General features: G+C 37.6%; 19 protein-coding genes, 1 rRNA gene and 1 pseudogene. 9 read left to right on the top strand and 12 right to left on the bottom strand.

Going from position 1 to position 21,461, the window contains the following annotated elements:
• Positions 1–117: 117 nt before the first annotated feature.
• Positions 118–345: a preprotein translocase subunit SecG gene (gene secG, locus ACQKN4_RS17690; RefSeq protein ID WP_079561395.1), complete on the bottom strand. Its 228-nt coding sequence runs from the start codon at positions 343–345 to the stop codon at positions 118–120.
• A gap of 440 nt (positions 346–785) precedes the next feature.
• Here secG and ACQKN4_RS17685 point away from each other — a divergent pair, with 440 nt between their 5' ends.
• The 9 genes from ACQKN4_RS17685 (at position 786) to ACQKN4_RS17645 (ending at position 11,053) form a co-directional block, all read left to right on the top strand.
• Positions 786–2,039 (top strand): transglutaminase domain-containing protein, encoded by a 1,254-nt coding sequence (locus ACQKN4_RS17685; protein ID WP_427484354.1) that lies wholly within the window; start codon positions 786–788, stop codon positions 2,037–2,039.
• 174 nt (positions 2,040–2,213) lie between these two features.
• Positions 2,214–3,854: an alkaline phosphatase gene (locus ACQKN4_RS17680; RefSeq protein WP_427484353.1), complete on the top strand. Its 1,641-nt coding sequence runs from the start codon at positions 2,214–2,216 to the stop codon at positions 3,852–3,854.
• A gap of 734 nt (positions 3,855–4,588) precedes the next feature.
• Entirely contained in the window at positions 4,589–4,726 is a 138-nt protein-coding gene (locus ACQKN4_RS17675; RefSeq protein WP_079561393.1) for a teichoic acid D-Ala incorporation-associated protein DltX, read from the top strand.
• A gap of 18 nt (positions 4,727–4,744) precedes the next feature.
• Positions 4,745–6,217, top strand: a complete 1,473-nt coding sequence (gene dltA, locus ACQKN4_RS17670; RefSeq protein WP_079561392.1) for a D-alanine--poly(phosphoribitol) ligase subunit DltA — start codon at positions 4,745–4,747, stop codon at positions 6,215–6,217.
• The gene (gene dltB, locus ACQKN4_RS17665; RefSeq protein WP_079561391.1) at positions 6,214–7,377 is read left to right on the top strand and encodes a D-alanyl-lipoteichoic acid biosynthesis protein DltB; all 1,164 of its coding nucleotides are present in this window, start codon (positions 6,214–6,216) and stop codon (positions 7,375–7,377) included. The genes dltA and dltB overlap by 4 nt, the downstream gene beginning before the upstream one ends.
• A gap of 62 nt (positions 7,378–7,439) precedes the next feature.
• On the top strand, positions 7,440–7,673 hold the full coding sequence (gene dltC / locus ACQKN4_RS17660) for a D-alanine--poly(phosphoribitol) ligase subunit 2 (protein ID WP_079561390.1): 234 nt from the start codon (positions 7,440–7,442) through the stop codon (positions 7,671–7,673).
• Complete coding sequence (dltD, locus tag ACQKN4_RS17655; protein ID WP_079561389.1) at positions 7,670–8,845, top strand: D-alanyl-lipoteichoic acid biosynthesis protein DltD; 1,176 nt, start codon at positions 7,670–7,672, stop codon at positions 8,843–8,845. Before dltC ends, dltD begins: the two co-directional genes overlap by 4 nt.
• Before the next feature lie 171 nt (positions 8,846–9,016).
• A complete protein-coding gene (locus ACQKN4_RS17650; protein ID WP_427484352.1) occupies positions 9,017–9,832 on the top strand; it encodes a MerR family transcriptional regulator in 816 nt (271 codons plus the stop codon).
• Positions 9,833–9,862: 30 nt separating this feature from the next.
• Positions 9,863–11,053, top strand: coding sequence for an MFS transporter (locus ACQKN4_RS17645; protein ID WP_427484351.1), 1,191 nt, complete (start codon positions 9,863–9,865; stop codon positions 11,051–11,053).
• 65 nt (positions 11,054–11,118) lie between these two features.
• On the opposite strand, the pseudogene ACQKN4_RS17640 reads toward ACQKN4_RS17645, so the two are convergent.
• The 11 genes and pseudogenes from ACQKN4_RS17640 to rrf form a co-directional block, all read right to left on the bottom strand.
• A pseudogene (locus ACQKN4_RS17640) lies at positions 11,119–11,502 on the bottom strand (DinB family protein); the annotation flags it as partial.
• Between the two features lie 184 nt (positions 11,503–11,686).
• Positions 11,687–12,103: an N-acetyltransferase family protein gene (locus tag ACQKN4_RS17635; RefSeq protein WP_427484350.1), complete on the bottom strand. Its 417-nt coding sequence runs from the start codon at positions 12,101–12,103 to the stop codon at positions 11,687–11,689.
• Between the two features lie 16 nt (positions 12,104–12,119).
• Entirely contained in the window at positions 12,120–12,644 is a 525-nt protein-coding gene (locus ACQKN4_RS17630) for a GNAT family N-acetyltransferase (protein WP_427484349.1), read from the bottom strand.
• A 255-nt stretch (positions 12,645–12,899) separates the two neighbouring features.
• The gene (gene eno / locus ACQKN4_RS17625) at positions 12,900–14,192 is read right to left on the bottom strand and encodes a phosphopyruvate hydratase (protein WP_079561383.1); all 1,293 of its coding nucleotides are present in this window, start codon (positions 14,190–14,192) and stop codon (positions 12,900–12,902) included.
• 2 nt (positions 14,193–14,194) lie between these two features.
• Positions 14,195–15,736, bottom strand: a complete 1,542-nt coding sequence (gene gpmI, locus ACQKN4_RS17620) for a 2,3-bisphosphoglycerate-independent phosphoglycerate mutase (RefSeq protein ID WP_427484348.1) — start codon at positions 15,734–15,736, stop codon at positions 14,195–14,197.
• Positions 15,729–16,490, bottom strand: a complete 762-nt coding sequence (gene tpiA / locus ACQKN4_RS17615) for a triose-phosphate isomerase (protein WP_079561381.1) — start codon at positions 16,488–16,490, stop codon at positions 15,729–15,731. Before tpiA ends, gpmI begins: the two co-directional genes overlap by 8 nt.
• 31 nt (positions 16,491–16,521) lie before the next feature.
• Positions 16,522–17,706, bottom strand: coding sequence for a phosphoglycerate kinase (locus ACQKN4_RS17610; RefSeq protein ID WP_079561380.1), 1,185 nt, complete (start codon positions 17,704–17,706; stop codon positions 16,522–16,524).
• A 482-nt stretch (positions 17,707–18,188) separates the two neighbouring features.
• A complete protein-coding gene (gene gap / locus ACQKN4_RS17605) occupies positions 18,189–19,205 on the bottom strand; it encodes a type I glyceraldehyde-3-phosphate dehydrogenase (protein WP_079561379.1) in 1,017 nt (338 codons plus the stop codon).
• 124 nt (positions 19,206–19,329) lie between these two features.
• Positions 19,330–20,361, bottom strand: a complete 1,032-nt coding sequence (locus ACQKN4_RS17600; protein ID WP_427484347.1) for a sugar-binding transcriptional regulator — start codon at positions 20,359–20,361, stop codon at positions 19,330–19,332.
• A gap of 521 nt (positions 20,362–20,882) precedes the next feature.
• Entirely contained in the window at positions 20,883–21,005 is a 123-nt protein-coding gene (locus ACQKN4_RS17595) for a hypothetical protein (protein ID WP_263297453.1), read from the bottom strand.
• A gap of 380 nt (positions 21,006–21,385) precedes the next feature.
• A 5S ribosomal RNA gene (rrf, locus tag ACQKN4_RS17590) occupies positions 21,386–21,461 on the bottom strand; the annotation flags it as partial.

Genomic DNA, 21,461 nt, shown 5'->3' with positions numbered 1-21,461 from the left:
CTACTCCGCGCGAGTATTCACTTTACAGTCCTAACAAACAATGTATCGACGTTCAAAAAATTTGAACTATAAAAGAAAACGCCCAACCAGTAAGGTTAGGCGAAATATCTTCAACTATTAGATTTTTGTAATAGCAATTGCTAAAACAAAGAATAATATTGCTAACACAATTGTTGTACGGTGAAGGATTAGATCCATACCGCGTGCTTTTTGCTTTCCGAATAGTTGTTCAGCTCCACCCGAGATGGCACCTGACAAGCCTGCACTTTTACTAGATTGAAGTAATACTACAACGATCAACGCTATTGAAACGATAACTAATGAAACTAATACTACTGTATGCATACACTGCACCTCCCGAACTTCGAACATCACAACATATCACATTATAACAAAAAAAGGTTCTCTTGACAAACCGAGATTAATAATTGCCATTTTTCGCCCTATATCGGCTAGTTTTACTAAAATATAGCACACCACACTCTCACCATCTTACCCTATAATAGTTAAAATAGAAGTCATCTCTAAAATCTAGGAATATATCCATTATTTAAGGTAGTTAATGTGAAACTGGGTAACTCCTTGGAGGTCAGCAGTATAAAAGCATCACGTCCTGTGATAATGCTTTTGTGACCAACCTCGTGTCGCTGCCGCTACGTTAACACTACACTTTTTCACAGAAAACATTTGTTACCCCAAGCGGTTCATCCGACGCCCCCAGTCGGAACGGAAATCAATCTACGTTTTAGTCATGACCCAAAAATATAATTATAATGGGAGGAATTATGAAAAAGAGTATATTGCTGATTTTTTTACTTATTCTATTAAGCACGCTTAGCGCTTGTTCAGCTGCTATCAAGGTCGCCGAAGTACTATTACAAGATGAACTTGAATCAGAAGAAGAAGAAGAAGAAAGCTCTATGGACCCAAAGGAGCTTGCTAATAAAGCCCCATCAGCCGAGTATTCTGCTGAAGACCTTTTTTCAACAACATTATTCAAGGAAGATCCTGCTATGCTGCAGTTTTCAAAAAAAATTGAAAAACATATTTCATCGTTCGACCCAAACTTTACAGTTATATATAAAGGAAAATTAGATTGGGATACATTCGAAGAACAAATTAATGATCTTTATAACATACTTAATTTTGTTAATCCTTATACAACAGGCTATATCCAAGATTACAACTGGGAAGCTTGGGAAGTAGATAATGGTTACGAGGTTGAGTTTGACTTTACATATATAACAGATGCCAAGAAGGAAAAGAAAGTTGATGCTTATGTTCAGGACTTTGCTAAGAAGTTTATTACAGATGACATGGATGATTTTCATCGCGCTAAAGCCGTTAATGACTTTGTCGTACAACTAGCCACTTATACTGAAAAAGGTGATTCACAAGGGCAAGCGGTTTATGAATTAATTAGTAAAGAAACTGGTGTTTGCCAAGCTTATACACTATTAGCCTATCGTTTATTTTTAGCTGCAGGTCTTGATGCTAAATATGTATATGGTTATAGCGATAATCAGCTTCACGCATGGAATTTAGTCAGTGTTAATGGTGATTGGTATCATATTGATACGACTTGGAATGATATCACTCCTAGTGAACCTTATGCTATTTCCTACGCATATTTTTTAGTGAATGACGAGAAACTAAGTGAAGACCATATATGGGCAAATGAAAACTATTTTGCTGCTACAAGCAACACGTACGATTTCATGCATGATATGTGGTACGCAGATACTATTGGAAATGTTATTTATTATAATAGCTTGGACGATGACATGGTATACGTCTATGACTTAGCAACAAAGCAAAATAGGCAAGTTACAGAAACAGCCTGCTACTACTTGGCGGCTTTTGAAGATGCTATTTATTGCAGTGATTATGATAATGCCGGCTTTTTAACGAAAATATTTATAAACGATGGTTCAGAAGAAGTGTTATTAGAGGAAGAGGTTTTAAACTTGTTCGTTGATGATAAAGGGGTATTATTTTACGAAACCATTGACGGTGAAAAACATTCACAAACTTTATAGCAAATTCCAGAATCTGCAAGCTTCCATCAATGGATAGTAAGCAGATTCTATTTTCCCCTTTAGTGCTCATCATTATATATTTAACAATCCCCCACAATTCATAACAATAATTTCATCCTAGCTTTACAAACTTCCTTTACACTTACTTGTGAATTGACCAAAAGGAGGAAAATCATGAAAGTCTCAAAAAAATGGAGTTCATTATTTTTAGCAAGTGCTATTGCTTTATCGTCGATTAGTATCGCTCAGCCGCAAGTACAAGCAGCCGAAGTGAAGAAACCAACAAATGTGATTATGCTCGTGATGGATGGTAGTAGTAATAATGCAGTTACCCTTTCTCGTTGGTACAAAGGGCAAAGCTTGGCTATGGATGAAATTTTATCAGGGGCAGTACGTACATACTCTGCCGATTCAGCTATTACTGACTCAGCCCCTGCCGCTACTGCGTTAGCAACTGGTCATAAATCAAATGATAAATTTGTAGGTGTGCTACCAGCCGTTATTAATTCGCCAGGGCTAGAGCCAATTGCTAAAGAAGATGCTTATAGACCTGTAGCTAATGTGTTAGAAGGCGCTAAGCAACAAGGCAAGGCAACTGGATTGATTTCTACTTCAGAAATTCAGCATGCTACACCAGCTGGCTTTTCTGCACATGTGAAAAATAGAAGCCAATACGATGACATTGCTGAGCAGCAAGTTTATCAAAACATAGATGTCGTGTTAGGTGGTGGCTTAGAGTCTCTGGCACCGGGCACTACTAAAAATGCTCGTAAAGATGGCGAGCATTTAGTGGATGTCTTAAAAGAAAAAAATTATGACATTGTTAAGACTCGTGATGAGCTTTTCAAAAGTAAATCGTCAAAAATTTGGGGAAGTTTTGCTCCAAGTGATCTTGCCTACGATTTAGATCGTGCTACAACAAGAGCATCTGAGCCTACACTCGCTGAGATGACAAATAAAGCGATTAATACGCTTAAAAAGGATGAAGATGGTTTCTTCTTATTTGTAGAAGGCAGTAAGGTGGATTGGGCGGCACACGCAAATGACACGGTCGGTATCATTAGTGATATTTTATCGTTTGATGCTGCAGTCAAAGAAGCCGTTGATTTTGCAAAAAAAGATGGCAATACAATGGTCATTGCTGTTACAGACCACGGCAATAGTGGGATTACAATGGGTAATGTTAACACGACAAGCACTTATTCCTACACACCTGTATCTGCTTATATCGATCCTCTGAAGAAGGCTAAAATGACAATCGAAGGTGCATTGAGCCAATTAAAAGAAGACAAATCGAATATTGTAGAAGTTGCTGCACTTTATGGCTTAGATAATCTATCTGAGAATGAGCTTGCAACTTTAAAATCGACTAAAGATTTAGGCAAAGAAATGGTGAAAATGCTTGCGAATCGCGCCAATATTGGTTATACAACTGGTGGGCACACGGGTGAGGATGTATTCTTATACTCATTCGGACCATCTAAAATTACAGGCCTTGTCGAAAATACGGATTTAGCACATACGATGGCAAAGTTTATGGGCTTCGATTTAAATAAGCTTTCAGATGATTTATATATACCTGCAACAAAAGCGTTCACAGAAAAAGGCTACACTTCTAAAATTGACTTAAGTGATAAAGAAAACCCTAAGTTTATTGCACAAAAAAAGAATGTAACCATCACAATCCCAGTTAATAAGAACACAGTACTATACGAACAAGACAAAACCGCAAAAACACATACGTTTGAAACAATCAATGTCTACAACGGCACAGACTTTTACGTTTCCAAAAAAGTATTAAAGCTTCTCAAATAAAGTGAAACTTAATCAGTGGAGATTCTCTTCGCTTTTGGTACAAATAAATTACGCCCCATAAAGTAGGACAACAAAGTGCTATCAAAGTTGAGGTGCTCAACTAATGATGGCGCTTTTGTTGTTGCTCAAATATGCCTTTACAACAGTCTTCGTGAGATTCTTGATCCTTCATATGTTTGGCTTGTGGCTTCATTTTTCGTGGTAACTCTTCATATTTTATACCAACATTTTTCATCAAATTTACTTTGATTTTACATTCATTGATTATGCTTAATGTAACGAATTAAACAACTTCCATTTTCGTTTTGATTGTCGCCAACCGACATTCATCTCCGGCTTATTCATTAGTTGGGAGTCTTCTGTCGGAAAATGATGAAAATATTTCCGAATGTTCTGTCACGAAATTTAAGGATTTCTTAAGTACAAATGAAGCGGAAAATCAGCGATAATGAATAAGGATCACGTTTAGAAAAATTCAAGTTGCGGTGAATCAAAAATCACTTTCTTCCATAATAATAGTCATGATTTCCGAAACCTTAATTTTACCTTAAATTAATCTTATGATTTCATGAATAAACAGGAATTTAGCAACAATTTTCTCTACAATCCGTCAAATCAGTGTTAAAAATTGAATTAAGGTAAAAATAATTTAGAAATAACTTGAAAAAATATCAATTTATTTAGTATATTTACAAAGTTACAATCTTTTTTCATTTTTAATTGGAGGTGGACTAATGCAATCCATTAAAAATAATGAGCTTTTTCGTTTTATAGGCTTTACGTTATTTTATTTCATGATTTTAGTGCTCTTGTTTCTTATTCATGGCTTCCATGATATGAACGCAGGACCATTTATATATACGGAATTTTAAGAAAAGGAGATATAAACTATGTTAAGCATTTTAGAGGCTATTCAAAAAGTGGCACAACAGCATCCACATCGCACTGCCTATCAAACCGACAGTGATTCCTTAACGTTTGGTGAGCTTTGGCATTTGTCTGATTGTGTAGCACAATATTTAATGGCTCTTGATTTAAAAAGACAACAACCTATCGTCGTCTATGGGCATATGTCACCTTTACAAATCGTTGCCTTTTTAGGTGCGGTAAAGGCGGGTCATCCGTACGTGCCTGTTGACTCTTCCACACCGTCTGAAAGGTTACAGATTATTATAGAAGCTTCTGAGGCTTGCTTGCTACTAAAAACTGAAACGTTAAGTTTGAACTTACATGTCCCTGTAGTAGAAGTAAGCGATTTAGTAGCTCAACCTACTAGCATTTCGACTGAGCCTTCAACATGGGTTAAGGATCAAGAAATTTATTATATTATTTACACATCTGGTTCTACTGGTAAACCAAAAGGTGTTCAAATTACAGCTGATAATTTAGCGCATTTTGTCGCTTGGATGCATGAACATTTCCCTTTACAGGAATCTGGAGTGTTTCTAAATCAAGCGCCTTATTCCTTCGATTTATCTGTAATGGATTTATATCCTGCACTAGTAAGCGGGCAAACCCTTTACGCGATTAAACAAGAGCAAATTGCTAATCCAAAAGCGTTATTTGAGTCATTAGCTTCATCTAATGTTCGCGTTTGGACTTCCACACCTTCCTTCGCGAAGATCTGTTTAATGAACAAGGAGTGGAATCAAGCGTTAATGCCTTCTTTAGATACATTTTTATTCTGCGGAGAAGTGTTACCGGTATCCGTAGCTACGGAATTAATGCAGCGCTTCCCTCAAGCTTCTATTTTTAATTTATACGGTCCTACAGAAACAACTGTTGCCGTTTCTTATGTGGAAGTAACGAAGGAGCTTCTGGAGCAGTTTGACCAATTACCAATCGCCCCTATATCTGAGCCTAATCTATCCTTGTTAGAAGATAGCGAGATTATTATTTCTGGACCGACTGTAAGTGCAGGTTATCTTGGTGCGCCTGATTTAACACTTCAAGCGTTTCCTACAATAGGGGATCAACGTATTTATAAAACTGGAGACGTTGGTTATGAAAAAGATGGCTATCTGTTCTTCTCTGGTCGAAAAGATTTCCAGGTGAAGCTACACGGTTATCGTTTAGAAATTGAGGAAATTGAAAAACAAATGGGCAATCTTCCACCTGTATCTAGCTGTGTTATTATACCTGTTTCAAAAAATGGTGAGATTGTATCATTGAGTGCGTATATTGTGCTTCGCGAACCATTGACGGACTCTGCTTTCAAAATGACGAAGCAGCTTAAAGCATTGTTATCGGAGTATTTACCATCCTATATGATTCCGAAAACATTCAAATACATTGACACTTTACCTTTAAATACAAACGGTAAAGTTGATCGTAAAGGATTGGCGGTTATGGAAACAGTATGACGCCTTACGGAAATATAGTTTTTTTCATCATCATTGGTATTTTGTTGCTGCCAACAATTATTTTAGGACTGCGCGGGAAATCAGCTAAAGGCTATAATATCGTTATTTCGATCGTCGTTTTAGCTCTTATTTTTGGTAGCTCCCTTAACGGTTCCATTTCTCTTATACTGTTTACAGTATTTCAGTTATTATTAATTATCGGTTACCAAAAATATCGCTCCCAGAAGAATAACACTTCTGTATTCGTCATTGCTGTACTACTGTCCATTTTGCCACTTGTGCTTGTGAAGGTTCTGCCAATGCTTGGCCTTCAGAATTTATTTGGATTTTTAGGGGTATCCTATATTACTTTTAAATCAGTACAGATGATTTTAGAAACGCGAGATGGCTTAATTAAGGATAAAATCTCACCAGTTGAGCTTGCCTATTTCTTACTGTTCTTCCCAACAGTATCATCAGGACCTATTGATCGTTGGAGACGCTTTTATAAAGATATGCACACAGCGCCGTCTGGGCAAGACTATCAAAAGTTGCTGTTAAGCGGGATCAATTATATATTTGTAGGCTTTTTATATAAGTTTATTTTGGCTTATTTAATCTACAATTACACACTTATTTATTTACCAAGTCAAACGTATAACTATTTGACACCTTTCCAAGGGCAAATAGCGTATATGTATATGTATAGTTTTTATTTATTTTTCGATTTTGCGGGTTATAGTGCGTTTGCCGTTGGTGTCAGTCGCATTATGGGTGTTCAAACGCCTATTAACTTTAACCGTCCATTCTCGAGTCGCAATATTAAAGACTTTTGGAACCGTTGGCATATGAGTCTTTCCTTCTGGTTCAGGGATTATGTTTATATGCGTTTCGTGCTTTGGATGACAAAGAAAAAATGGATTAAAAACAAATATACAGTTTCTTATATCGGCTTCTTTTTACTGTTCTTTTTAATGGGGATTTGGCACGGATTAGAATTGCACTATGTTGTCTATGGACTCTACCATGCCCTGTTAATTATCAGCTTCGATAAATTTGAACGTTGGAATAAAAAGCGTAAGCTTTGGCCGAAAAATAAATGGACGCATGCAATTGGCGTATTTATTACTTTTAATGCCGTTTGCTTTGGTTTCTATATTTTCTCAGGAACATTATTTTAATTAACGGCTCTATTCATGTTTTTATGAATAACGCAGCCTAAACACTAAAGGAGATTTATACAATGGATAAACAACAAGTTTTAGAAATGCTAGTAGAGTTATGTGAGGATGAAATCGTTTTAGAAAATCCAGATATCGATTTATTTGAAGAAGGTCTTCTTGATTCATTCGGTACAATTAATTTATTAGTGGAAATTGAAAACCGCTTTAATATTTCTGTACCAATTACTGATTTCAACCGTGAGGAATGGAACACGCCAAATCGTATTGTAGCGGAATTAGCTGAAAGACAATGATTAAGAAAGGCTTTCTATCATTATTAATTGCTTTTGCTCTTTTTGCTGGCGTTATATTCTTCCCTAATTCCTGGATAGAAGCTTGGATTTCAGATGAAGATGTAGAGCAGGCAAAGACGAGTATGTCTCCGTTAGTATTCCAAGGAATGTATTTCCAAGAGCGGATGTTGCAAGAGCCTAGTACTATGCCTTTATATGGCTCTTCTGAATTAAATCGTTTTGACCCTTTCCACCCTTACAATTATGCTCGAGCTACAAATGCTCCGTATACGACATTTATGGTCGGGCGTGGTGGAATGCAGTCTATTACACACTTTTTAAATTTTGCTGCACAGGAAAAGAATTTAAAGGATAAGAAAATTGTCTTCATCATTTCTCCTCAATGGTTTACGAAAAAGGGAATGAATGAATTACATTTTTCTCCTAACTATTCGATGTTGCATGCTTATGATTTAGCATACAATAAAGACATTGACGAGGATCTTCGAAAACGAGGAATGGAACGCCTTCTTGCCTTCGATACAGTCAATCGCGATGATTTGCTAAAAACAATTTACGAATATAAAATATCTGGCGGTAAAGAAAAACCTATCATTGGACGACTTGCCATGATGGCAGGCCATGTCCAAAAGGCGCTTTTAGAGAAAAAAGATTTGTATTACTCTTTATTCCCTCGAGAGCCGCATAAATTAAAAAATAATGACAAGCTAGTTGTTGACCAAACATTTGAGCAACAACTTGAAAACGCCGAGAAATACGGCGAGAAACGTGTATCCAACGATTTAATGATTGAAAATAAGTTTTATAAACGACTTGTAAACGCGAATATTAAAAAGTTTCAAGGTATGCGCAAAAACGAAGATTATACAACCTCACCTGAATATGAGGATTTACAGCTAGTCATCGATGTTTTAAAGGACGCTGGTGCAAAGCCACTATTTGTTTCTATTCCAGTAAATGGTCATTGGTATGACTACACGGAATATCCTGAGGAGCGTCGACAAAAGTATTACGAAAAAATGGAGCAGATCTTGACTGATAATGATGTTCCATTTGTTGATTACTCAGACCATGACTATGATCCTTATTTCATTATGGATACGATTCATATCGCATGGAAGGGCTGGGTATATCTAGACCAAGAGCTAGATAAATACTGGGCAGAGCAATAAATCGTAGAGACAGTCTACAGTGTTAATCACTATAGGCTGTCTCTTTTTTTTGTGGATTAAGCAATACGTACCCTTTTCTAACAAATCTTCTGTATTTCCCTTGACTCTCCCCTTAGCTGGACAGATATACTCATAAAAGCAACAGGATAAAAAAGTATTGGAGATGATTCGATGTTTAAAATTAGCGAGTTTTCAAAACTTAGCCAAGTATCTGTAAAGACATTACGTTACTACGACCAATTAAATTTGCTGAAGCCTGCTTATACTGACAAATTTTCAGGATATCGGTATTACTCAGCTGACCAAATGTTTCAAATCCATCGTATATTAGCGTTCAAAGAATTGGGGTTCTCCTTGGAGCAAATTCGTCAAATGCAGGGAGAGAATATCTCTCTTGATCAAATTAGAGGGATGTTCAGAGTGAAGCAAAATGAGATTCAATCCATTTTAGATGTTGAAAACGCTAGAATGGCTCGAATTAAGGAAAGTCTGTGTACTATTGAGAATGAGGAAAAAAATGGAGCTTCACTTGATGTCGTTCTAAAAGAAGTTCAGCCACAACTCGTATTGTCTTATCGTAAAAAAGCATCATTTAGAGAAATCCCTGAGATGTTACAACTTTTGGATGATTATTTAGGGTCCTTTGGACATTCTTCTTTGTCCCAATTGGTTCTTTGGCATGGCTGTGAAGAGTGTGAGGATGCTATTGATATAGAGGTAGCTCGTCCGTTAACGCTCGATATACCAAGTCATTCTCTCTTTACAGTAAAAAGATTGCCAGAAGCTCCGATGATGGCCACGCTTGTTCATCATTGCTCCACAACTAGCCGATGCACCGCAAGTACGGAACTAGCATTATGGATTGAACGAAATGGCTATCGCTTAAAGGACAATGAGCCTCGCCGTGAAATCTGCATTCCTCATGAAAAATTAGACGATCCTGAATCTTACGTTGCAGAGGTTCAGATTGCTGTTGAAAGAGCTTAGTTTTGAAATGGTAAGGGAGGAGGTATCGCTTTGACTAAGCAGCAGAAATTTTTGACTTTAAATTTATTTTTATTGACCTTTGTCCTTGGAACGAGTGAATTTGTCATTGTCGGGCTATTATCCGAAGTGTCAACCGACTTAAAAATCTCCATCTCTACAGCTGGCGCTCTTGTATCGACTTTTGCCATATCTTTTGCAATCGGTACGCCGATTTTAACAGCAATATCCAGCCGATTCTCAAAGTATCCACTCATGCTCACATTAATCGTACTATTTATTGCAGGAAATATTTTATCGGCTTTATCGGCAACGTATGGGCTACTTATTATTTCGAGAATACTTACTGCTGTTGTGACAGGGGTTTTAATTGCACTTGCAATGGCTGTTGCTAGCGAGGTAATGCCAACTGAAAAGAGAGGACCTGTTATTTCAATCATCTTTACAGGTTTTACTATAGCTAGTGTAATTGGAGTGCCGATTGGTACCTTTATTGGACAATTAGGTGGCTGGCGGATAACCTTTTGGTTTACCGCTCTATTAGGGATTATTTCGTTAATTGCTAGCTCAACTACAGTACCTAAAGGGCTAACAGGAGCAAAAAGCTCTTTAAAGAAACAAATTGGCTTATTAATTAATTTGCGTATTATCATAGCGTTCTTTATTCCAGCTTTGAGTATTGGAGCTACATATACCGTATACACTTATTTAACCCCTTTGTTGCTTGACGTACTAGTTGTCCCGGGAAGATATATTAGTCTAGTATTCTTGCTTTATGGGGTAGTATCAATCTTTAGTACGATAATAGGTGGAAAATTGGTGACACGTAATGGAATCGGCAAGCTTCGATATATATTTCTTATACAAGCAATGATTCTTGGGCTATTTTATTTTTCTTCAAATTCCATTGTTTTAGGACTGTTGAACATATCTTTTATAGCCCTTATAGTTTATACAATGAACTCTAGCATGCAATTGTATTTTATTGATTTGGCGGATAAGCACTATCCAGCTGCGAGAGATTTAGCTTCATCTCTAACTCCTGTCTCTGTAAACGTTGGTATTGCACTTGGATCAGCTCTTGGAGGTTTTGTCACAACGAATATGAAGCTTATTGATGTATCTTGGTTAGGAGGAATTGTCGCAATCTTTGCCTCATTGCTAACATTTATCAGCTATCATTTAGACCAAAAAACTTCTTTTCAAACGAAGGGCAATGTTTAACAAAAGTAAGCCTTCCTTTAGAACGATGAAGGAAGGTTTACTTTTGTATGATTTCAGCCCATCCCTCAATTCCTTTTCAATATGCCTAAGTATTCACTCCACGGCCCGACATCTGTTGTATATCGATTGGCCATTACTCGAACAATTTGAGCTATATGTGTTAAATCATGAACAACCCAAGTAGAAAGTAATTCTCTTACTTTTACTACGCCAAAATCAGGATGGTACCCTTTCCATTCTAGATGCAAAGGCTTAAGTTGAGTCTGAAGCTTGTTTATATTTAAAGCTCTAATCCCTTTAAAGTCCAATAATGCTTGTTTAATAGAATCTTTATTTTCTTTGTATAAGTGAGCATATCGATCAAATGAAGGAAATGCCTTCCCTTCACCTTCCTTAAGGATAAATTCTAACCGTGGCATCCAGTTATTTTTCTCTCCCTCAATCATATTAAAATTCATGCTCCCTCCCAATGAAATAAATACTATCAAGGTTTAGGTTTTGATCCTCCCAACCAAATAATACAACATAAATAAGGATACGGAAGGTTGAATTGAACTAACCCCCTAATAGTGACACTTTAAAAAAAGTGAACCTATTAGGGGGTCAGTTCTAAACGAAAGAAACTAAGTTCTTTTATTCAAATATCATAACCCAATATTTTTCCTTTTCCCCTTCTTCGTTTACCTTCTTCCAACCATTCTTCTCATAAAATTTCAACGCCATATGATTTTCGGATACACATTTTAATCTTAATGGTTTATTCATTTTTTTTATGGAGGCATTCAGTAAGTGACCCCCTATTCCTTTTCCAAAGTAATTTGGATTAATAAATAAATTATGAATAAAGTTATCTGGCAAGTATAATGAAGCAAATCCAAGTAGATGATTATCCTCTTCCGCTACAATTATATGCTCTCCTATAGTATCTTTATCAAAATCGTCTAAAGTCATTTCTTCTAATGCGGCCCAATGGAAATTTTCACGACGCGATTCCAAATAAATTCTTCTTAATTCCGGGTAATCTAATTCATTCGCTTCTCTAATATTCACATGCTCACCTTTGCTTTCATAATATTTTCGAGTGACTATTGAACGAAAAAAGTCTAAGTTCTTCAGAATCATTGGAAAGTTGAACCAATCCTTCAAACTGTAAGCCAATTTTTTCGAGTAACTTGCCTGAAGCATGATTATCTTGAGTTGTGATAGCTACAACACGATTTAGTCCTAGTGTATCTAGACCATATGCTAATGTCGCTGATGCTGCTTCATAGGCGTACCCTTTTCCCCAATACTTAGGAAGAAAAGCGAAACCAATATCCACATCTTCTAGCGACTCTCTTTTAACAAAACCACAAATTCCTAACGGGCTTTGATCTTCTTTTCTTTCAACTAAATAAAAACAAAAGCCAGATTGCTCATACGTACGAATTGCTCCATTCACTATATATTCACGCGCATCCTCTACTGTTCTTACACCGCGATCACCAATGAACTCTAGCCATGAAGGATCATTCACGAGCTCAAGGATAAAATCTGCATCCTCTGTTGTTTGTAGACGAAGGGTAAGCCGTTCTGTTTCAATAACTTTCATAATTTCACTCTCCTCTTAGTATAGTATTCTACATTTTCTAAGCTTTTCCCCTATATGTAATGTATGTTTTACTAACGAATTAAATATATAATAATAGACTAACTATTGCACTTGCATAGCCTTTCCTCTGTTCTATTGGGGATCCGATCACTTTGCCAAAAGCTGCCATCTGTAAACCGCCCAAGCAATAAAAAATCGCCTCAAAAGTATTTTCATACCTTTGAGGCGATACCAGTAAAGCTACTAAGGAATAGCTTATTTTAAGTTATAGAATGAATTTAAACCAAGATACTCAGCTGTTGAACCAAGTTGATCTTCGATGCGAAGAAGTTGGTTGTATTTAGCTACGCGGTCTGTACGTGATGGAGCACCTGTTTTAATTTGACCAGCGTTTGTAGCAACTGCGATATCAGCAATTGTTGCATCCTCAGATTCACCAGAACGGTGTGAGATAACTGCTGTGTAACCAGCGCGTTTTGCCATTTCGATCGCTTCAAATGTTTCTGTTAACGTACCGATTTGGTTAACTTTGATAAGGATTGCATTACCAACACCTTGCTCAATACCAGCCGCTAATTTTTTCGTATTTGTTACGAATAGATCGTCACCTACTAATTGTACGCGAGCGCCAATGCGGTCTGTTAATAATTTGTGTCCTGCCCAGTCGTTTTCGTCTAAGCCATCTTCAATTGAGATGATTGGGTATTTAGCAGTTAACTCTTCGTACCAGTCAACCATTTCTTCAGAAGTTTTGACAACACCTTCACCCTCTAAGTGATATTTGCCATCTTCTTTATTGAATAATTCAGATGAAGCAACGTCCATTGCAAGTTTCACTTCTTCACCTGCTTTATAGCCAGCTTTTTCGATTGCTTCTAAAATTACAGTAATTGCTTCTTCGTTAGAACCAAGGTTTGGTGCAAAACCACCTTCATCACCTACAGCTGTATTATAGCCTTTCGCTTTAAGTACTGCTTTTAAGCTGTGGAAGATTTCAGCACCCATACGTAATGCATGACGGAATGATTCTGCTCCTACAGGCATTACCATGAATTCTTGAATGTCTACGTTGTTATCAGCGTGAGCGCCACCATTGATGATGTTCATCATTGGTACTGGTAGTTGTTTTGCGTTAAACCCACCAAGATATTGATAAAGAGGTACATCTAAATAATCTGCCGCAGCATGTGCAACTGCCATTGATACACCTAGAATAGCGTTGGCACCTAACTTACCTTTGTTTTCTGTGCCATCTAGCTCGATTAAAGCTTTGTCGATGACTACTTGATCAAGAACTGAGTAGTTACCTTCTAGCTCTTGAGCAATAATTGTGTTTACATTTTCAACTGCTTTTAATACACCTTTGCCTAGGTAACGTGAATTGTCACCGTCGCGTAATTCTACTGCCTCATATTCACCTGTAGATGCACCTGATGGTACGATAGAGCGTCCAAAAGCGCCTGATTCTGTAAATACTTCAACTTCTACTGTTGGGTTCCCACGTGAGTCTAAAACTTCGCGCGCATAAATCTGTGTAATAAATGGCATAATTAATTCTCCTCTTTTTCAATTAATGATTGACCTGTCATTTCAGAAGGTTGTGACACCTCTAATAATTCTAACATGGTTGGCGCCAAATCGGCTAAAATGCCACCATTTCTTAACATTAAATTTGGTTTTGTCACAATTACTGGAACAGGATTTGTTGTATGAGCTGTCATTGGAGCCCCTTCTAAAGTAAGTACTTCATCAGAGTTACCATGGTCAGCTGTAATAATAGCTGCGCCACCTTTTGCAAGGAGTGCATCTACTACTTTCCCAAGACATTCATCGACTGTTTCAATGGCCTTGATTGTTGGCTCTAACATTCCGCTATGCCCAACCATGTCAGGGTTAGCGAAATTAAGAATAATGCCATCAAATTTATCGGCCTCAATCTCTGCAAGCAATGCTTCTGTTACCTCATAGGCACTCATTTCAGGTTTTAAATCGTATGTTGCAACCTTTGGAGATGCAATTAAAATACGTTCTTCCCCGTCAAATTTATCCTCACGACCACCACTCATAAAGAATGTAACATGCGGATACTTTTCTGTTTCTGCAATACGAAGCTGTGTTTTACCATTAGAAGCTAACACTTCACCAATCGTATTTTTCAAGTTGTCGCTTTCATACGCAACTTGTGCATTTACTTCATCACTATAATGTGTGAAAGATACAAATTTTAAATTCTTTGGATGTTTAGCTGATATTGCAAAGCCATCAAATTCATCATTTGTAAACACTTTAGATAGTTGAATTGCACGGTCAGGGCGGAAATTGAAGAAAATAACTGCGTCATTATCGTCAATCGTTGCCACTTCTTCACCATGCTCTTGAACGCTAAATGGAATAACAAACTCATCTGTTACATCACGTTCATATGATTCAGCTACACCACTTGTTGCACTATCGGCTGTTTGACCAACACCATCAACTAGTACATTGTACGTAAGGGCTACACGATCCCATCGTTTATCACGATCCATCGCATAATAACGACCATGAATGGAAGCGAATTGACCTACGCCAATTTCCTCCATTTGTTTTTCAGTTTCTTTAATATAGTCTAAAGCTGTTGTCGGTCCAACATCACGACCATCTAAGAAACCATGTACAAAGACTTTGTCTAAGCCTTGTTGCTTTGCAAGCTTTAATAGTGCAAACATATGCTCATAGTGACTATGTACGCCACCATCTGATAGTAAGCCCATAATATGAAGCTTAGATTGATGTGCTTTCACATGTGCCATTGCATCCAAAAATGCTTGATTCGTAAAGAAATCTCCATCACGAATTGATTTGTTTAAGCGTGTTAAGCTTTGATAGACAATACGTCCAGCTCCGATATTCAGGTGTCCAACTTCAGAGTTCCCCATTTGTCCATCGGGTAACCCCACCGCTTCACCTGCTGCCGTTAATGTTGAGTGCGAGAACTCATTCCAAAAACGATCGAAATTAGGTTTGTTTGCCTGCGCTACTGCATTTCCGAACGTTTCATCACGGAATGCAAAGCCGTCTAAAATAATTAATGCTACTGGCTTTTTAGGCATTTGCTGCCGCCTCCAATAATTTTAAATATGAATCTGGTTGTAGGCTTGCACCACCAACTAAAGCGCCATCGATATGCTCTTTTGATAATAATTCCTGAATGTTTTCAGGCTTTACGCTACCGCCATATTGAATACGTACAGCAGCGGCCGTTTCAGCATTATATAATTCCTTAATTACTGCACGAATTGCACCGCATACTTGGTTAGCATCTTCTGCTGTAGCTGTTTTACCTGTACCAATTGCCCAAATAGGCTCGTAGGCAATTACCATATGCTCTACTTCTTGTGCCCCAAATCCAGCAAGTGCAGCTGTAATTTGATGAGCAACCTTTTGCTCAGTAGTTCCCGCTTCACGTTCCTCAAGCGTTTCTCCACAGCAAATAATTGGTACGATATTATGTGCAAGTGCTGCAGCAACCTTTTTATTGATGGCTTCATCTGTTTCGTTATAATATTCACGTCGTTCAGAATGTCCTAAAATAACATAGTCTACTTCCACACTTGCTAACTGAGCTGGACTAACTTCTCCAGTAAAGGCACCTTCGTTTTCATAGTGCATCGTTTGTGCACCAATAGCTAACTCAGATTCACTCGCAATTTGCACAAGCGTAGGTAGGTAAAGTGCTGGTGCACAAACAACAGCGTCTACTTTATCGTTTGAAGGAATTTTGTCCTGTACCGCATCGACAAACTGAATAGCCTCTTCAAATGTTTTATACATTTTCCAGTTACCTGCAATAATTGGTTTACGCATTGTTTTTGCCTCCTATATGTTTTATTCCGTTTTACTTATCGTTTAATGCCACAATTCCCGGAAGTTCTTTCCCTTCCATCAATTCAAGTGATGCACCGCCACCTGTAGAAATATGGTCCATTTTATCGGCAACTTCAAATTTTTCCACTGCTGCTGCAGAATCCCCGCCACCGATTACTGTATAACCAGTTGTTGTTGCCATAGCTTCCGCTACAGTTTTTGTACCATTCGCAAATTTATCCATTTCAAAGACACCCATTGGTCCATTCCAAATGATTAATTTAGAATCTTTAATAACTTCTGCATATTTAGCAGCCGTTTTCGGACCAATATCTAAGCCCATCCAATCTGCTGGAATAGCGTCTACACCAACAATTTTTGTTTCAGCATCTTTTGAAAATTCGTTTGCGACAACTGCATCGATTGGCATATGTAATTGCACGCCTTTTGCCTTTGCCTTTTCAATAAAGGATTTTGCTAAGTCGATTTTATCTTCCTCTAATAAAGATTTACCGATATCATAGCCTTGCGCTTTAATGAATGTGAATGATAAACCGCCACCGATAATTAAGTGATCTACTTTTTCTAATAAGCTTTCAATTACACCGATTTTGTCTTTTACTTTGGCACCACCGATAATGGCTGTAAATGGATGCTCTGGCTTAGATAATGCTTTACCTAGCACATCTAATTCCTTTTGCATAAGGAAACCAGATACTGCCGGTACATGTTTAGCAATTCCTTCAGTTGACGCGTGTGCACGGTGAGCTGCGCCAAACGCATCATTAACGTAAACGTCCGCTAATTTTGCAAATTGCTCTGCTAATGCAGCATCATTTTTCTCTTCACCAGCGTGGAAGCGCACATTTTCAAGTAGCATAATGTCACCATTTTGCATATTTGCAACAGCTTCTTCTACTTTATCACCAATTGACTCATCTAATTTAGTAACAGGCTTACCCATTAATTCCGCTAAACGTACACCTACTGCAGTTAAGCGCATATCCTCTTTTACTTCACCCTTTGGACGTCCTAAATGAGAGGCTAAAATGACTTTGGCACCTTGCTCCACTAAATATTCAATTGTAGGGATTGCTGCTCGGATACGTGTTTCGTCAGTAATCGCACCATCTGCCATCGGTACATTAAAATCTACACGTACAAATACGCGCTTCCCTTTTACATCAATATCTTTCATCGTCTTCTTATTTAACATGAAGAAACCCCCTTCAAAGTTTAAGTCGTGAAGTTCCTGGATTCACCCATCTTGGCTCCTCACATCATTCACGTAACTGTTTTATTGTTCCATCAACACATAAAGTTATAACAAGCCTTTTCAGCTAGTATCATCCAAACCTTTAATGAAATACTCTTTATCTCACCTATCACCAAAAGTTAGACATGACATTTGTTAAAATATGTACTCAAGGAGTCGCCCAGTCGGAACGGACATCAACCCACATTATGGAGAGTACCCTTTACTTGCCTTTATAGTAGCAAAAGTCACGTTCTATGTCTTGCAATTGCATAACCTGCACGTCGATTTTATATTACGTATAAAAAAGGAGTAAGGGTAAATTTCCCTTACTCCATTACCCTTGTATATTATATCTGTTAGATATTATAAAGGCTATACTTTTTGTGCGCAAAAAGCAGTATTATGTCACACTTTTTACTTTAGTTATCGAATTATGACACTTATTTATTGTTAAATCCTTTTTCTGCGATATATAAAGCTAAGTCCATTAAACGAGTAGAGTAACCAATTTCGTTATCATACCATGCTAGAACCTTTACCATACTATTTTCTAATACCATTGTAGAAAGACCATCTACAGTTGAAGAGTTATGGTTACCATTGTAGTCAATTGACACTAATGGTAGCTCGTTGTATCCTAAAATACCTTTAAGCTCTTTTTCTGAAGCTTCTTTTAATGTAGCATTAATGGATTCTTTTGTTACTTCTGATTTTAGCTCCACTACTAAGTCAACACATGACACGTTTGGTGTTGGTACACGCATAGAGAAGCCGTCTAATTTACCTTTTAATTGAGGTAATACTTTTGAAACTGCTACTGCTGCCCCTGTTGTTGTTGGAATCATTGACACTGCACCAGCACGTGCGCGACGTGGATCAGAGTGCGGGAAGTCAAGGATACGTTGATCGTTTGTATATGAGTGAATTGTCGTCATCATACCACGTTCAATACCAAATTTTTCATCAAGTATTTTTGCAACTGGCGCTAGACAGTTTGTTGTACAAGAAGCGTTTGAAATAACATCATCTGTTTCAGGGTTATAATCTTCATGGTTAACACCCATTACAAACGTTGGCATATCGCCCTTCGCTGGAGCCGAAAGGATAGCTTTTTTTGCACCTGCTTGAACATGTTTTCCGACTTCTTCCATAGAGCGGAATCTACCTGTACATTCAAGTACTACATCAACACCTAGTTCACCCCAAGGTAAATTAGCAGGATCTTTTTCTGCATACACGTTAATTTTCTTTCCATTTACTACGAAAGAATCGCCTTCTGCATAAACATCAGCATCATAGATACCGTGTACTGAATCATAAGTTAATAAGTGTGCAAGTTGACCTGCATCTGTTAGATCATTTACTGCAACCACTTCGATTTCATCGTGTTTCATAGCTTCACGAAATACTAATCGTCCAATACGTCCAAATCCGTTAATCGCTAATTTTAATGCCATTGTCAATTCCTCCAATATTGTTTAAATAATTTATTTTTGCCTCGGACATTTATAATATCCGCAATTGGCTTTATTCTCATTCAAAGGTTTTTAACACCCGCTTAAATACGAGTTCCTTAGTCATTTATAAAGAAGGTAAACCTTCAGCAATCGCTTTTGCGGCTACCTCATCCGTTATAAAAATGGTTTGCTTTGGAGCAACCTTAAAGTACGATAGCATTGCCTTCACTTTTTGTTTACCAGCAGCAACTGCTATAACATGCTTACTTCTTTGAACTTGCTCAAACTGAATACCGATTGTTCGAATTCGATGTACAATTTCGCCTTCTGCATTGAAATAATAGCCAAATGCTTCACTAACTGCACCCTTTTCTTCGAGTATCCGTAAATCTTCAGCCGATGAATTGCGACGAACAGCCATTTCCTCTGCCGAGCCAATACCATGGATAACACAATCTGCATGATCATAATAATTCATCATTTCAGTTACCATTGGCTCTGTTAACATTGCTTGATAGGCCTGCTCACTTAAATGCTCCGGTAAAAACAACGTGCGATACTGTGCATTCATCTGCATGGCAAATGTTGAGACAAGTGTATTGGCTTGCATTTGCATTTCATGTCCAATACCACCACGAGCAGCAACAAATTTGATGTTGTGTGTATCAGCTGGATGTAAAAATTGCGCAAGTGATGCAACCGACTTTCCACCTGTAACAGCTACTGTTTGACCATCAAAGCTAGTTGCCATAAATTGTTGTGCTGCCTCTTTTCCAAGCAATGTTAATATCGTATCGTCTTCATTGTAATCACCTGGAACAACAATTACATGCTGTAAGCCAAAATGGTTTTCCAGTAATTTAGCTAGCTGTGTCAGACCAGACCATTCATAAACTAGTGCTCGTAGCTTATCAATAACTGCTTCACCTTCGTCTGTACATACCATACCCGACTTTTGAGAATCTAATAACCCTTGCTCACGTAAAATATCCGTTTCTTTACGAATTTCTCGTTCGGTCATTTTAAGTGAATCTGCAAGTGTTCGACGCCCAATTGGCTGCATAAGCTGAACTGTTTGCAAAATACGATATCTCGATTGTAGAAGCGGATACATTTCTGGAAGTAGCCTTTGCTGTGCCTCAGGTACAGATAACATATTAACCTACTCCCTTTTTAATAGTAGTGGGTTACTTTTTGTCCCACTATATAAAATTATGTCCCACTTACAACTTTATTATAATACGCTTTAAAATAAAGAGCAAGTAAATGCTATGTATTGGCATTGAAAAATTTTTTAAGCATAGTGGCCTAATTACGCCTGTGTTGGCCTTCATTGGAATGTGGGGTTCTTTAATGGCTTCGGCATATCGAAGGGGTGATTTCAGTTCTAGGCTACTCGCTTTGCTTTCGCGCAGATAAAACATTTGCTGCCGCTACGTTGACACTACGCTTTCGCACAAAAAACATTCGCTCCGTGAAGGGTCTCGCCTGTCTCGCTTTCCCACGGGAGCTGAGTCGCCTTCCACTCCAATCAGCAATAGTGTAGAATTTTTATAAATTTATCCCGCGTAACAGTGCGGTAAGATCGTGAAATCAAACTAGATCTCTAACCATTTTGTTTTTCTACATAATAAAAACCCGTAACCAAATTTTCATGGTTACGAGTTTTTTGTTAGCTTATTTTGTGAAAGATAAAATTGCGTTTTTCTTAAATCCGCCTAAAGCTTTTGTTGCTTCATTTTTATTTGTGTATTCAAAAATACGAACGTCCTTTTTCTCAAATACTGTAATAACCCACATTGTAAAATCTCCCTTCAAATATACGTTTTTGTATTATAACAACCACTAAAAATGTGATTCTTTTGATAAACTGTTTTATAACAACTTCTTACTGATTCCTATTCTACTCCTTTTTATAAAAAAATAAAGCCTAATGTGAAGGTCTTCACAAACTGTTCAAATTCTAAACGTTTTCATTGAACAATTTGTGAATTGTGGATATTACCGCTAAAAATTTGGGTAAAGTAGAAATTCATCTACTCCTTACGTGTTACGACCCCACTTTCATCGCCTGAAGACTATATAATTGGCAGGAACCATAATAATATTGTTTGGATTAATATTTACTAAAAAACTGCAAATAAAAAAAGCCGAGGAATAAATCCTCGACTTTTTAAGGTGCCTAGCGACGTCCTACTCTCACAGGGGGAAGCCCCCAACTACCATCGGCGCTAAAGAGCTTAACTTCCGTGTTCG

The sequence above is a fragment of the Lysinibacillus sp. NPDC093692 genome, assembly GCF_050280125.1.
Classification (GTDB): Bacteria; Bacillota; Bacilli; order Bacillales_A; family Planococcaceae; genus Lysinibacillus.
Note: the sequence above shows the minus strand (reverse complement) of the source record. Positions and strands in the feature narration are given on the sequence as shown.

Excerpts from the sequence above, each read along its gene's own strand:
- dltD (WP_079561389.1), top strand. The coding sequence starts at position 7,670 with ATGATTAAGAAAGGCTTTCTATCATTATTAATTGCTTTTGCTCTTTTT.
- secG (WP_079561395.1), bottom strand. The coding sequence starts at position 345 with ATGCATACAGTAGTATTAGTTTCATTAGTTATCGTTTCAATAGCGTTG.
- tpiA (WP_079561381.1), bottom strand. The coding sequence starts at position 16,490 with ATGCGTAAACCAATTATTGCAGGTAACTGGAAAATGTATAAAACATTT.
- ACQKN4_RS17600 (WP_427484347.1), bottom strand. The coding sequence starts at position 20,361 with ATGTTATCTGTACCTGAGGCACAGCAAAGGCTACTTCCAGAAATGTAT.
- ACQKN4_RS17650 (WP_427484352.1), top strand. The coding sequence starts at position 9,017 with ATGTTTAAAATTAGCGAGTTTTCAAAACTTAGCCAAGTATCTGTAAAG.
- ACQKN4_RS17685 (WP_427484354.1), top strand. The coding sequence starts at position 786 with ATGAAAAAGAGTATATTGCTGATTTTTTTACTTATTCTATTAAGCACG.
- gap (WP_079561379.1), bottom strand. The coding sequence starts at position 19,205 with ATGGCATTAAAATTAGCGATTAACGGATTTGGACGTATTGGACGATTA.
- gpmI (WP_427484348.1), bottom strand. The coding sequence starts at position 15,736 with ATGCCTAAAAAGCCAGTAGCATTAATTATTTTAGACGGCTTTGCATTC.
- dltB (WP_079561391.1), top strand. The coding sequence starts at position 6,214 with ATGACGCCTTACGGAAATATAGTTTTTTTCATCATCATTGGTATTTTG.
- eno (WP_079561383.1), bottom strand. The coding sequence starts at position 14,192 with ATGCCATTTATTACACAGATTTATGCGCGCGAAGTTTTAGACTCACGT.
- ACQKN4_RS17610 (WP_079561380.1), bottom strand. The coding sequence starts at position 17,706 with ATGTTAAATAAGAAGACGATGAAAGATATTGATGTAAAAGGGAAGCGC.
- ACQKN4_RS17630 (WP_427484349.1), bottom strand. The coding sequence starts at position 12,644 with ATGAAAGTTATTGAAACAGAACGGCTTACCCTTCGTCTACAAACAACA.
- ACQKN4_RS17680 (WP_427484353.1), top strand. The coding sequence starts at position 2,214 with ATGAAAGTCTCAAAAAAATGGAGTTCATTATTTTTAGCAAGTGCTATT.
- dltC (WP_079561390.1), top strand. The coding sequence starts at position 7,440 with ATGGATAAACAACAAGTTTTAGAAATGCTAGTAGAGTTATGTGAGGAT.
- ACQKN4_RS17675 (WP_079561393.1), top strand. The coding sequence starts at position 4,589 with ATGCAATCCATTAAAAATAATGAGCTTTTTCGTTTTATAGGCTTTACG.
- dltA (WP_079561392.1), top strand. The coding sequence starts at position 4,745 with ATGTTAAGCATTTTAGAGGCTATTCAAAAAGTGGCACAACAGCATCCA.
- ACQKN4_RS17595 (WP_263297453.1), bottom strand. The coding sequence starts at position 21,005 with ATGTGGGTTATTACAGTATTTGAGAAAAAGGACGTTCGTATTTTTGAA.